Below are 12,893 nucleotides of genomic sequence, written 5' to 3'. Positions count from 1 at the left end.
CACATGGCCGGAGGATCCCAGCGCGTCTACAGGCAGCGGATCAAGTCGACGCAGTCGCTCAAGAAGGTGTTCCGTGCGCAGGAGCTGATCGCGGCTTCCCGCATCGGCAAGGCGCGCGCCCGCGTGGCCTCGGCGACGCCGTTCGCCCAGGCGATCACGCGGGCCGTCTCCGCGGTCGCGACGCACGCCCACGTCGAGCACCCGCTGACCGAGGCGCGCCACGACACGGATCGCGTCGCGGTGCTCGTCATCGCGTCCGACCGCGGCATGGCCGGTTCGTACTCGGCGTCGATCATCCGTGAGACCGAGCGGTTGCTCGACCAGCTCACCCGGGACGGCAAGAAGATCGACCTGTTCGTGGCCGGCCGTCGCGCGGTGTCGTACTACCGCTACCGCGGCCGCCCGTTGGCGGGTCAATGGGCCTACGGCTCGGACAATCCGACCCCCGAGGTCGCCAACGAGATCGCGGACGCGCTGCTGGCACGGTTCGAGGCTGATGCCGACGCCGGCGGCGTCGGCGAGCTGCACGTCGTATACACGCAGTTCGTCAACATGGTGACGCAGCGCCCCCGCGTCGTGCGGATGCTTCCGCTCGAAGTGGTCGAGGGTGTCGCCGAGCACGACGACGTCGAGCCGCTGTACGACTTCGAGCCCTCGGCCGAGGTCGTGCTCGACACGCTGCTGCCGCGCTACGTGCGCAGCCGCCTGTTCAGCTTCCTGCTGGAGGCCGCCGCGTCCGAGCTGGCGTCGCGTCAGCGGGCGATGCACACGGCGACCGACAACGCCGAGGACCTCATCCGGACCTACACGCGCCTGGCGAACCAGGCCCGCCAGGCGGACATCACCCAGGAGATCAGCGAGATCGTCTCGGGTGCCGACGCCCTCGCGGCATCGAAGTAAATGACGACCCTTCCGAAGCGAGGCAAGCAATGACCGCCACCACCGTGGACACCCCGGTCGGGAACTCGGGAGCGGCCGCGACCGGCCGTGTCGCCCGAGTGATCGGCCCCGTCGTCGACATCGAGTTCCCCGAGGACGCGATCCCCGACATCTACAACGCGCTGACCGTCGACATCGACCTGAGCTCGCAGGGTGAGGGCGAGAAGAGCTTCACCCTCACGCTCGAGGTCGCCCAGCACCTGGGCGACTCGCTCGTGCGCGCGATCGCGCTCAAGCCGACCGACGGCCTCGTGCGCGGCGCCGTCGTCACCAACACCGGATCGCCGATCTCGGTGCCGGTCGGCGACATCACCAAGGGTCATGTCTTCGACGTCACGGGCAACGTGCTCAACCTCAAGGAGGGCGAGCAGTTCGAGGTCACCGAGCGCTGGCCCATCCACCGCCGGGCGCCCGAGTTCAAGGACCTGGAGTCCAAGACCTCGATGTTCGAGACGGGCATCAAGGTCATCGACCTGCTCACCCCGTACGTTCAGGGCGGCAAGATCGGCCTGTTCGGCGGTGCCGGCGTCGGCAAGACGGTGCTCATCCAGGAGATGATCCAGCGCGTCGCGCAGGACCACGGCGGTGTGTCGGTCTTCGCCGGCGTGGGCGAGCGCACGCGTGAGGGCAACGACCTCATCCACGAGATGGAGGAGGCCGGCGTCTTCGACAAGACGGCCCTGGTGTTCGGCCAGATGGACGAGCCGCCGGGCACCCGTCTGCGCATCGCCCTGACGGGCCTGACGATGGCGGAGTACTTCCGCGACGTGCAGAAGCAGGACGTGCTGCTGTTCATCGACAACATCTTCCGCTTCACGCAGGCGGGCTCCGAGGTCTCCACGCTGCTGGGCCGCATGCCGTCCGCGGTGGGCTACCAGCCCAACCTCGCCGACGAGATGGGCATCCTCCAGGAGCGCATCACCTCGACGCGCGGTCACTCGATCACCTCGCTCCAGGCGATCTACGTGCCGGCCGACGACTACACCGACCCGGCTCCGGCCACGACGTTCGCGCACCTGGACGCCACGACCGAGCTCAGCCGCGAGATCGCGTCGAAGGGTCTGTACCCGGCCGTGGACCCGCTCACCTCGACGTCGCGCATCCTCGACCCGCGCTACGTGGGCGCCGAGCACTACGCGGTCGCGACGCAGGTCAAGTCGATCCTGCAGCGCAACAAGGAGCTTCAGGACATCATCGCGATCCTCGGTGTGGACGAGCTCTCGGAGGAGGACAAGACGGTCGTGGCGCGCGCGCGCCGCATCCAGCAGTTCCTCTCGCAGAACACGTACATGGCCGAGAAGTTCACGGGCGTTGCGGGATCCACGGTGCCGTTGACGGAGACCATCGAGGCGTTCAAGAAGATCGCCGAGGGCGAGTACGACCACGTCGCCGAGCAGGCCTTCTACAACATCGGTGGTCTTGAGGACCTCGAGCGCAACTGGGCCCGCATCCAGAAGGAGTACGGCGCCTGACGGCGTCCCGGCGGCCCGCGCCCGTCCCGCCCGGGCGAGCGCGGGCCGCCGTCCCCTTCGTCCCCGCAACTGTGAGGAGCACTTCGTGGCAGAGCTGAGCGTCGACCTCGTCGCCACCGACCGCAAGGTCTGGTCCGGGATCGCTCACCAGGTGAGCGCCCCGTCCGTGGACGGACAGATCGGCATCCTGTCCGGGCACACGCCGATCCTCGCCGTGCTGCGCCCCGGCACCGTCCGGGTCATCCCCGACGACGGCGTCGCGTTCGAGGTTCACGTCACGGGCGGCTTCGTCTCGGTCGACGACAATCTCGTGACGGTCGTGGCCGACGAGATCACCCCGGTCACCGGGTCCGAGGCCTGAGGCCAGCGCCGTGCCTGCCGTCGTCTGGGGAGTGCTCGCGGTCGTCGTGATCGTGGCGCTCGTCCTGGCGCTCGGCGCGTCTCGCCTGCGCTCGCTGTCGCACCGGGTCGGTTCGTTTCCGTGTCACGCGCGTGCCGCGGGCAACCCGCGCGTGGCCTTCACGCTGGGGATCGCGCACTACGCGGTGGGGCGTATCGACTGGTATCGGTGCTGGTCGCTGTCGCCGCGGGCGGCGCGCACCTGGCTGCGTGACCGGCTGGAGGTCACCGGGCGCGTGCCGCTCGACCAGGCCGACCAGGCGGGCCAGTACCTGGTCCGCTGCCGGTACGACGACATCGACTTCGAGCTGTCGATGTCCGCGGCCGCGTACGCTGGCCTCGCCTCGTGGCTCGAGGCGGCGCCGCCCGGGCGGCGCGACCTGGTCCTGTAACACCGATAGCGATCCGCCTCCCCGCGTCGTCGCCCGCAAGGAGAACTCGTGCGCCTTGTCGTCGCCACCTGCTCGGCCCGCTACTCGGGCAGGCTGACGGCCCACCTGCCGCTCGCGACACGGCTGCTCGTGGTCAAGGCCGACGGCAGCGTGCTGCTGCACTCCGACGGCGGTTCGTACAAGCCGCTCAACTGGATGAGCCCGCCCTGCACGCTCAAGGCGTCCGAACCTGACGACGACGCGGCGGCCCGCGGGGTGACGCAGGTGTGGACGGTGCAGCACGCGAAGTCGGACGACCGGCTGGAGATCGAGCTGCACGAGGTGACCCACGACTCGAGCCACGAGCTCGGGGTGGACCCGGGACTGGTGAAGGACGGGGTCGAGGCACACCTCCAGGAGCTGCTCGCGGCGCAGATCGCGCTGCTGGGCGACGGTCACTCGCTGGTGCGCCGCGAGTACATGACGGCCATCGGCCCGGTCGACATCCTGGCGCGGGCTCCCGGGGGCGGGCACGTCGCGGTCGAGATCAAGCGCCGTGGCGACATCGACGGCGTCGAGCAGCTCACCCGCTACCTCGACCTGCTCAACCGCGACCCCTTGCTGGCCCCGGTGCGTGGCGTGTTCGCCGCCCAGGAGATCAAGCCGCAGGCGCGCGTGCTGGCCACCGACCGCGGGATCGGCTGCCTGGTCCTCGACTACGCGGCGATGCGCGGCCTGGACGACGCCGAGGCTCGCCTGTTCTGACGGCGCGCTGCGTCGTTGATCGTTCGGTCAGCGACGGTGCGGCGAGACGCACGCCTTGCCCTACCTCCACGCGGCCGGGTGCGCGAGGATGGGCGGCATGACGTTGTCCGACGCCCCCGCTCCCATTGCTCTCCGCGGTCGCCTCGTGCTGCCCGACGCCGTCGTCGACCACGGCGTCCTCGTCCTGGATGGTGACCGGGTCGCGTACGCCGGTCCCGCCGCGAGCGCTCCCGTGACGCCACCGCCGTCGGAGGGGGCGACGATCCTGCCGGGCCTCGTGGACGTCCACGACCACGGTGGTGGCGGCTCGAGCTTCCCCGACGCGACCACCGCGCAGGATGCTCTCGTGGCGGTGCACGAGCACCGCTCGCACGGTACGACGACGATGCTCGCCTCGCTGGTCACCGCGAGCAGGGAGACGCTGCTGGCCCGCGCCGAGCTTCTCGGCGCGCTCGCCGAGGCGGGCGAGATCGCGGGCATCCACGCCGAGGGACCGTTCCTGTCCTACGAGCGCCGTGGTGCGCAGAGCCCCGAGCACCTGGTCGCGGGCGACCCGGCGCTGGTCCGTGACCTGGTGGCCGCATCGGGTGGGCACCTGCGCTCGATGACGGTGGCGCCCGAGGTCCCGGGTGTGGCCGGGCCGGGCGGCGCGGCCGAGGCGCTCATCGCCGCGGGCGCGGTCCCGTCGCTGGGCCACACCTCGGGGACGGCTGAGCAGGCCGAGGCGCTCATCGCCCAGGTCGCGCCGGCGCTGCGCGAGCGTGGACTCGAGATGACGGCCACGCACCTGTTCAACGGCATGCCGCCGCTGCACCACCGTGCGCCCGGCCCGGTCGCGGCGTGCCTCGCGGCGGCCGCCCGCGGCGACATCGTCCCCGAGCTGGTGGCCGACGGCATCCACCTGGTCCCTGCGACGATCCGCTCGGTCATCGAGATGCTCGGTGCCGACAGGGTCGCGCTCGTGACGGACGCCATGGCGGCGGCCGGCATGCCCGACGGCTCGTACGAGCTCGGCCCGATGGCCGTCACGGTCGCCGGCGGCGTCGCGCGGCTGACCGACGGCGGGGCGATCGCCGGCGGTACGGCGCGACTGATCGACGTCGTGCGGACGACGGTCGCCGCGGGCGTTCCGCTCGCCGACGCCGTGCGGGCCGCTTCGTGGGTTCCGGCGCGCGCGCTGGGCCTGACCGACGTCGGCGGCCTCGTCGCCGGGCGGCGTGCGGACGTGCTGGTGACAGACGACGAGCTGCGGCCGGTGCGCGTGATCCGTGCGGGGCGTGACGTCGCCTGACCGCAGCCGGTTCCTGACGCGGACCCTCGGGGGCTCTTGACGTCGAAGCGTTTCGCGGGTGTGCTTCGGCAGGGGACCCGGCGGCGCCAGGTGGGCCGGCGTCCCGAGCGACGTTCCGAGAGGGGCAGACCGACGTGACGGACGGCGACGGACGCGGGTTCCCGCCCGGGTTTCTCTGGGGCGCGGCGACTGCCGCGTACCAGATCGAGGGCGGTGCCGGCGAGGGCGGGCGCACGCCGTCGATCTGGGACACCTTCTCGCACACCCCGGGGCGCGTCCACGGCGGGGACACGGGCGACGTCGCCGACGACCACTACCACCGCTGGGCGCAGGACGTGGAGCACATTGCGCGCCTCAGGCTCGGTGCCTACCGGCTCTCGATCTCGTGGTCGCGCGTGCAACCGGGCGGGCGCGGGCCGCTCAACCCGGAGGGCGTGGCGTTCTACGTGAGGCTGCTCGACGCACTGCGGGAACGCGGTGTCCGGCCGTTCGTGACGCTCTACCACTGGGACCTCCCGCAGGAGCTGGAGGACGAGGGCGGCTGGGCGGTGCGCGCCACGGCGGAGGCGTTCGCGCGGTACGCGCGCCTGATGGCGCGCGAGCTCGGTGATCGCGTGGAGGTATGGACGACGCTCAACGAACCCTGGTGCTCGGCGTACCTCGGCTACGGCTCGGGCGTGCACGCACCCGGCCGGACGGAGCCCGCGGCCGCGCTCGCCGCGGTGCATCACCTGAACCTCGCCCACGGCCTGGCGGCCGCCGCCATCCGCGAGGTGCTGCCGGGAGCCCGGGTCTCCGTCACGCTCAACCTCCACGTGATCAGGCCGGCCGATGCCACCTCCGACGCCGACGGCGCCGCGGTGCGTCGCATCGACGCGCTCGCCAACCGCGCCTTCCTGGGCCCGCTGCTCGACGGCGCCTACCCCGCCGACCTGCTCGCCGACACCGCCGCGGTGACCGACTGGGGCTTCGTCCGGGACGGCGACACGGCGCTGGTCCACCAGCCGCTGGCGCTGCTGGGCGTCAACTACTACTCGACGGTGACCGTGCGCGGCGTGGAGCCGGGCAGCGCCGACGCGGGGGCCGACGGCCACGGCGCCTCGGCGCACTCGCCGTGGATCGCCGTCGACGACGTCGAGTTCGTGCCGCACGACGGCCCCTCCACGGCGATGGGGTGGAACATCGAGCCGGGCGGGCTGACCGACCTTCTGCTCGGTCTCTCGGTGCGCTACCCGGGCCTGCCGCTCGCGGTCACGGAGAACGGCGCTGCGTTCGACGACGAGGAGTCGGTCGACGACGCGGGTCGCCGCCGGGTGCGCGACGCGCGTCGCGTGCAGTACGTGCACGACCATGTCGTGGCGACGGGCGCGGCGATCGACGCTGGTGCGGACGTGCGCGGGTACTTCGCGTGGTCGCTGCTCGACAACTTCGAGTGGGGCTACGGGTTCTCGCGCCGGTTCGGGATCATCCGTGTGGACTACGCCACGGGGGAGCGGGTCTGGAAGGACTCGGCCCACTGGTACCGGCGGCTCGCGACGTCTGGGGTCGTGCCTCCCGTCACGGCGGTCGATCCGGGCTGACCGGGTGCTCGATCGGCGCCACTGCGGTGACGCGCGGCACGGTGCCAGGCGTCCTCCGGCGGGTGCGTTCCGCGTCGTTCCAAGGCAATGTCGGTGGCTCGTGGCACGATCGTGGGCATGGTCACACGACACGGCGAACCACTACATCTCGTTGTGGCGCGTGCGTGCACCACTAGGTGTAGTGTTTGTGGCCTGCGGGACCTTCAGGCCCTCGCGTGAACCACACCGACGTAACTTCACGGGTGTCAGTCCAGGTCAGGGAGCGAACATGAGCATCACCGTCTACAGCAAGCCGGCCTGCGTGCAGTGCGACGCGACCTACCGTGCCCTCGACAAGAAGGGCATCGACTACACGGTCGTGGACATCACGCAGGACGCCGAGGCGCTGGAGATGGTCCGTGGCCTTGGCTACCTGCAGGCACCCGTGGTGGTGGCCGGTGACAACCACTGGTCGGGATTCCGCCCGGACCAGATCGGCGCTCTCGCCATGGCCCGCCAGGCTGCGACCGCCTGACACCACCGTGCGAAGCGCCCGCCACGGGCGGGCGCCCCGGGGAGAGTGACATGGGCTCGCTCGTCTACTTCTCCAGCGTGTCCGAGAACACCCACAGGTTCGTCCAGAAGCTACGTCTGGACGAGCTCGGCATCTCGGTCCACCGCATCCCGCTCCGCCCGGCGGACGGCTTCCTGACCGTCGACGAGCCCTACGTCCTCATGGCCCCCACCTACGGCGGGGGGAACGAGGGCGGGGCCGTGCCCCGGCAGGTGCGCCGGTTCCTGGGCGACGAGCACAACAGATCGCTCGTCCGTGGCGTGATCGCCGCGGGAAACACCAACTTCGGCGCTGCCTACTGCATCGCCGGTGACATCATCGCCTCGAAGTGCCACGTGCCGTACCTGTACGCCTTCGAGCTCCTGGGGACAACTGAGGACGCGCAGCGCGTCCGTGACGGATTGGGACGATTTTGGCCACGACAGTCACTGATCTCAGCGTGAGCGAACCGGTCGCGGGGGCCGGCGTGCCGCTGCAGGCGCTTCAGCTCGACTACCACGCGCTCAACGCGATGCTGAACCTGTATGGCGCCGACGGGAAGATCCAGTTCGACAAGGACCGCGAGGCGGCGCGCCAGTACTTCCTCCAGCACGTCAACCCGAACACGGTCGAGTTCGACACGCTCGAGGCCAAGCTCGCCTACCTGGTCGAGAACAAGTACTACGAGGCCGCCGTCCTCGAGAAGTACTCGCCGGCCTTCGTCAAGGAGCTGTTCCAGCTCGCGTACTCGAAGGACTTCCGCTTCGACACCTTCCTCGGCGCGTTCAAGTACTACACGTCGTACACGCTCAAGACGTTCGACGGGAAGAAGTACCTGGAGCGCTTCGAGGACCGCGTCTCGATGGTCGCGCTGGGCCTCGCCGACGGCGACGAGCAGCTCGCACGCGACATCGTCGAGGAGGTCGTCTCGGGTCGGTTCCAGCCCGCGACCCCGACGTTCCTCAACATCGGCAAGGCGCAGCGCGGCGAGCCCGTGAGCTGCTTCCTGCTGCGCATCGAGGACAACATGGAGTCCATCGCGCGCGGAATCAACTCCGCGCTCCAGCTGTCGAAGCGCGGTGGCGGCGTGGCGCTGCTGCTGAGCAACATCCGCGAGCACGGTGCGCCGATCAAGCACATCCAGAACCAGTCGTCGGGGGTCATCCCCGTGATGAAGCTGCTCGAGGACTCGTTCAGCTACGCCAACCAGCTCGGCGCGCGCCAGGGTGCGGGCGCGGTGTACCTGCACGCGCACCACCCGGACATCCTGCGGTTCCTCGACACCAAGCGCGAGAACGCGGACGAGAAGATCCGCATCAAGACGCTCTCGCTGGGCGTCGTGATCCCGGACGTGACGTTCGAGCTCGCCAAGCAGAACAAGGACATGCACCTGTTCTCGCCCTACGACGTCGAGCGCGTCTACGGCGTGCCGTTCGCCGACATCTCGATCTCGGAGCGGTACGACGAGCTCGTCGCCGACGATCGCATCCGCAAGTCGACCATCAGTGCGCGCGACTTCTTCCAGACGCTCGCCGAGCTTCAGTTCGAGTCGGGCTACCCGTACATCATGTTCGAGGACACGGTGAACAAGGCGAACCCGATCAAGGGACGCATCACCCACTCGAACCTGTGCTCGGAGATCCTCCAGGTCTCGACGCCGTCGACGTTCAACGAGGATCTGTCGTACGCCTCGGTCGGCCGCGACATCTCGTGCAACCTGGGTTCGCTCAACATCGCCAAGGCGATGGACTCGCCCGACTTCGGCAAGACGATCGACACTGCCGTTCGTGCGCTGACGGCCGTGTCCGACCAGACGTCGATCGAGTCGGTGCCGTCGGTCAAGCACGCCAACGAGCTGGGCCACGCCATCGGTCTGGGCCAGATGAACCTGCACGGCTACCTCGCCCGCGAGCGCGTCTTCTACGGTTCGGACGAGGGCGTCGACTTCACCAACATCTACTTCTACACCGTCGCCTTCCATGCCATCGCAGCGTCGAACCGTCTCGCGATCGAGCGTGGGCGTTCCTTCGGCGGGTTCAAGGACTCGACGTACGCGACGGGGGAGTACTTCGACAAGTACACCGAGCAGGAGTGGCAGCCCTCGACCGCCCGGGTAGCCCAGCTTTTCGCTGACGCCGGGGTGACCATCCCGACGCAGGACGACTGGCGCGCGCTCAAGGCCTCGGTCATGGAGCACGGCCTGTACAACCAGAACCTCCAGGCCGTTCCCCCACCGGATCGATCAGCTACATCAACAACTCCACGTCGTCGATCCACCCCGTGCCGGCCAAGATCGAGATCCGCAAGGAGGGCAAGCTGGGTCGTGTCTACTACCCGGCGCCCTACATGACGAACGACAACCTGGAGTACTACCAGGACGCGTACGAGATCGGGTACGAGAAGATCATCGACACCTACGCGGCCGCGACGCAGCACGTGGATCAGGGGCTGTCGCTCACGCTGTTCTTCCCGGACACGGTGACCACGCGCGATGTCAACCGGGCACAGATCTACGCGTGGCGCAAGGGCATCAAGACGCTTTACTACATCCGCCTCCGCCAGATGGCCCTGGAGGGCACCGAGGTGGAGAACTGCGTCAGCTGCATGCTCTGAGCACATCACTGGACTTCAGGGAAGAAGACATGGCACCCACTGGCAAGCTCAAGCTCATCGATCGCGTCACGGCGATCAACTGGAACCGTCTTGAGGACGAGAAGGACCTGGAAGTCTGGGACCGTCTGGTCGGCAACTTCTGGCTGCCCGAGAAGGTTCCGGTCTCCAACGACATCCAGTCGTGGGCCACGCTCAGCGAGGCCGAGAAGCTCATGACCACCCGCGTGTTCACGGGTCTCACCCTGCTGGACACGATCCAGGGGACGGTCGGCGCAGTCTCGCTGATCCCCGACGCGCTCACGCCGCACGAGGAGGCGGTGTACACCAACATCGCGTTCATGGAGAGCGTCCACGCAAAGTCGTACTCCTCGATCTTCTCGACGCTCATCTCCACCCGCGAGATCGACGAGGCCTTCGCGTGGTCGGAGGAGAACCCGAACCTGCAGCGCAAGGCCGAGATCGTCCTCGAGTACTACCGCGGCGACGACCCGCTCAAGCGCAAGGTCGCCTCGACCATGCTCGAGTCTTTCCTGTTCTACTCGGGCTTCTACGCTCCGATGTACTGGTCGAGCCGGGCGAAGCTCACGAACACGGCCGATCTGATCCGCCTCATCATCCGCGACGAGGCCGTACACGGGTACTACATCGGCTACAAGTTCCAGAAGGGCCTGCAGCGCGTGACGCAGGCCGAGCAGGACGAGATCAAGGCGTACACGTTCGAGCTGCTCTTCGAGCTGTACGAGAACGAGGTCGAGTACACCGAGGCGCTCTACGGCCAGCTCGGCCTGACCGAAGACGTCAAGAAGTTCCTGCGCTACAACGCCAACAAGGCCCTCATGAACCTGGGCTACGAGGCGTTGTTCCCCAAGGAGGAGACCGACGTCAACCCGGCGATCCTCGCGGCGCTGAGCCCGAACGCGGACGAGAACCACGACTTCTTCTCGGGGTCGGGTTCGTCCTACGTGATCGGCAAGGCCGTGGACACGACCGACGACGACTGGGACTTCTGAGAGACCTCTCAGGACCAGAAGCCCGAACCGGCTGGCCAGAGGCCCGGAACCGCAGGATTCTGCGGTTCCGGGCCTCTTTGCGTGCCTCCTGAACGAGACCCAGGAGGACAGACATGGACAGCAACGCCCACCCGATGTGGCACGCAGGTGGCACGCGCACACCTTCCACGTGTCGACGGAGAGCCCGCCGACGGCCATTGTGGTCCGGTGCGCCACCCGCGGCGTGCCCGTTCGTGCCACAGCAAGCCGCTTCAACCGCCTGCGAGCCGCAGAATTCCGCGGGAGTTGCGAGTGGCACGCGGTTCGTGGCACGGAGTGGCACGACCGATGGCCGCCGTCTCAGGAAGCCCAGGAGGGCGCGATGAGTACCGCACGAGAGACCTGGGGAAGCCTGCGCAAGCTCCCATCGGGGCGATGGCAGGTTCGGTACCCCGCCCGGACGGACGGACGTATACGGCCCGCACCGAGGACGACAAGGCACTCACGTTCCAGACAAAGACTGACGCTCGGGCCTGGCTTGCTCGGACCCAAACGGTGATCGCGCAGGGCGTGTGGGAGCCGCCGGCGCTGGTCGCCGCGCGCCGTCAAGCCGTTGCGGCGGCCGCGGAAGCCCAGTCGACCGGTTTCCGCGAGTACTCCGGACGCTGGATGGCGCTGATCGAGGGGACCCCGAACCGGTCGGGCAAGATGCGCGCGGCTGGCACGGTGCGAACGTATCGGAGCAAGGTCACCGGTTACCTCGTCCCAGAGTTCGGCGACACTCCGGTGCGTACGATCACGGTCGAGCGAATCAGTGAGTTCACGGCGAAACTCGACAAGATCCCGGCGGAGGTGAACCGGAAGGCGACGCGTAACGGCGTCACGCGGCCCGTGCTGGTCGTCCTCATGATGATCCTGCGCCAGGCCGCGCGTGACGGGATCATCCCCAAGGCTCCTGACGTGCGCATCCGCAAGCAGGAGTCGGTGCGTCACGGAGCGGACCACGACCCGGGCGAGGATGTCATCGACCCAGTCCAGGTCGAGGCCGTCTACTGCGCGACGCCACCGCAATGGCGAGTCTTCGTGCTGCTGGCGGCGTGGTGTCAATTGCGGCGGGGCGAGGTGCTCGGGCTTCAGCGCCGGGACATCCGGTGGCACGACGACGGCACCGCCACGCTGTACGTGCGCCGCCAGCTCAACGCAAACACCGGGGACTACACCGATCCGAAGTCGGAGGCAGGCAAGCGGTCGATGAGCGTCCCGAGGATCATGCGTGACCGGCTGGCCGCGCACCTGGCCGAGAACGTCGCGCGCGAGGCGATGTCTCCGGTCGTGCCGGCTAAGAGCCTCAGCCGGATGCCCCTCTCGAACACGAAATTCGGCTATGTCTGGGCGGAGGCGCGCGACAGCGTTCCTGGGCTGCCGCCGGGCTTCCGCTTCCACGACCTTCGACACACAGGCCTGACGCTCTTCGCCCAGGAAGGTGCGACCCTCGCGGAACTGATGCGCCGCGGTGGTCACTCGGACATCAAGGTGGTGCTCCGATACCAGCACGCGACGATGGAGCGTGACCGCGAGCTCGCCAACCGGATGAGCGAGCGCGCCCTGGAGCAAGTCGCCGCCGCGGCGAAGTCGGCCGTGCGAAGCGCCTAGAAGGAGGCAGGGGGCCTCGGGCAGTGCCCGAGTCCCCCTGGCCGTCGTGGAGGTCGCCACTAGAAGGCGCTGCGGACCGCCGGGATCTCGTGGAGGAGGCTCGCTTCGACGTCGTCGAGGTCGACGCGGACGAGGCGGCCGATGCGGTAGCCGGTGATGGTGCCGTCGGAGATGCGGCGCCGGAGCGTCTTGATGGAGACGTGGAAGTGTTCGGCGGCGTCGTGCAGGGGGACGAGGTCGTGGTCGGTGCGGTGGTGCGGCTGGGCGGGCATGTTCTCCTCCTGGGCTG

At 68.9% G+C, this 12,893-nt stretch carries 13 protein-coding genes and 1 pseudogene; 13 read left to right on the top strand and 1 reads right to left on the bottom strand.

Annotated elements, in window-relative coordinates:
- Nucleotides 1-3 precede the first annotated feature (3 nt).
- The 13 genes and pseudogenes from ET495_RS08445 (at nt 4) to ET495_RS08390 (ending at nt 12,604) form a co-directional block, all read left to right on the top strand.
- Nucleotides 4-900, top strand: coding sequence for a F0F1 ATP synthase subunit gamma (locus ET495_RS08445; RefSeq protein WP_129204205.1), 897 nt, complete (start codon nt 4-6; stop codon nt 898-900).
- Nucleotides 901-929: 29 nt separating this feature from the next.
- Nucleotides 930-2,411: a F0F1 ATP synthase subunit beta gene (gene atpD, locus ET495_RS08440; RefSeq protein WP_129204203.1), complete on the top strand. Its 1,482-nt coding sequence runs from the start codon at nt 930-932 to the stop codon at nt 2,409-2,411.
- An 85-nt stretch (nt 2,412-2,496) separates the two neighbouring features.
- Entirely contained in the window at nt 2,497-2,772 is a 276-nt protein-coding gene (locus ET495_RS08435; RefSeq protein ID WP_129204201.1) for a F0F1 ATP synthase subunit epsilon, read from the top strand.
- A gap of 10 nt (nt 2,773-2,782) precedes the next feature.
- Complete coding sequence (locus ET495_RS08430; protein ID WP_129204199.1) at nt 2,783-3,202, top strand: DUF2550 domain-containing protein; 420 nt, start codon at nt 2,783-2,785, stop codon at nt 3,200-3,202.
- A gap of 48 nt (nt 3,203-3,250) precedes the next feature.
- On the top strand, nt 3,251-3,946 hold the full coding sequence (nucS, locus tag ET495_RS08425; protein ID WP_129204197.1) for an endonuclease NucS: 696 nt from the start codon (nt 3,251-3,253) through the stop codon (nt 3,944-3,946).
- 97 nt (nt 3,947-4,043) lie between these two features.
- Entirely contained in the window at nt 4,044-5,237 is a 1,194-nt protein-coding gene (locus ET495_RS08420; protein WP_129204195.1) for an N-acetylglucosamine-6-phosphate deacetylase, read from the top strand.
- 134 nt (nt 5,238-5,371) lie between these two features.
- On the top strand, nt 5,372-6,817 hold the full coding sequence (locus ET495_RS08415) for a GH1 family beta-glucosidase (RefSeq protein WP_129204193.1): 1,446 nt from the start codon (nt 5,372-5,374) through the stop codon (nt 6,815-6,817).
- Nucleotides 6,818-7,085: 268 nt separating this feature from the next.
- Nucleotides 7,086-7,331, top strand: a complete 246-nt coding sequence (nrdH, locus tag ET495_RS08410) for a glutaredoxin-like protein NrdH (RefSeq protein WP_129204191.1) — start codon at nt 7,086-7,088, stop codon at nt 7,329-7,331.
- Nucleotides 7,332-7,381: 50 nt separating this feature from the next.
- The gene (gene nrdI / locus ET495_RS08405) at nt 7,382-7,813 is read left to right on the top strand and encodes a class Ib ribonucleoside-diphosphate reductase assembly flavoprotein NrdI (RefSeq protein ID WP_129204189.1); all 432 of its coding nucleotides are present in this window, start codon (nt 7,382-7,384) and stop codon (nt 7,811-7,813) included.
- Between the two features lie 68 nt (nt 7,814-7,881).
- Nucleotides 7,882-9,962: pseudogene (gene nrdE / locus ET495_RS08400) on the top strand (class 1b ribonucleoside-diphosphate reductase subunit alpha).
- Nucleotides 9,963-9,991: 29 nt separating this feature from the next.
- Complete coding sequence (gene nrdF / locus ET495_RS08395) at nt 9,992-10,972, top strand: class 1b ribonucleoside-diphosphate reductase subunit beta (RefSeq protein ID WP_129204187.1); 981 nt, start codon at nt 9,992-9,994, stop codon at nt 10,970-10,972.
- 361 nt (nt 10,973-11,333) lie between these two features.
- Complete coding sequence (locus ET495_RS19815; protein WP_484455994.1) at nt 11,334-11,510, top strand: hypothetical protein; 177 nt, start codon at nt 11,334-11,336, stop codon at nt 11,508-11,510.
- On the top strand, nt 11,507-12,604 hold the full coding sequence (locus ET495_RS08390; protein ID WP_245993380.1) for a tyrosine-type recombinase/integrase: 1,098 nt from the start codon (nt 11,507-11,509) through the stop codon (nt 12,602-12,604). The genes ET495_RS19815 and ET495_RS08390 overlap by 4 nt, the downstream gene beginning before the upstream one ends.
- Nucleotides 12,605-12,663: 59 nt before the next feature.
- Here ET495_RS08390 and ET495_RS08385 read toward each other — a convergent pair whose 3' ends face one another.
- Complete coding sequence (locus tag ET495_RS08385) at nt 12,664-12,876, bottom strand: helix-turn-helix domain-containing protein (RefSeq protein ID WP_129204185.1); 213 nt, start codon at nt 12,874-12,876, stop codon at nt 12,664-12,666.
- Nucleotides 12,877-12,893 lie beyond the last annotated feature (17 nt).

Origin of the sequence: Xylanimonas allomyrinae, assembly GCF_004135345.1 — a bacterium.
GTDB classification, from domain to species: domain Bacteria; phylum Actinomycetota; class Actinomycetes; order Actinomycetales; family Cellulomonadaceae; genus Xylanimonas; species Xylanimonas allomyrinae.
The sequence above is the reverse complement of the archived record's forward strand: the minus strand, read 5'-3'. Positions and strand labels throughout refer to the sequence as shown.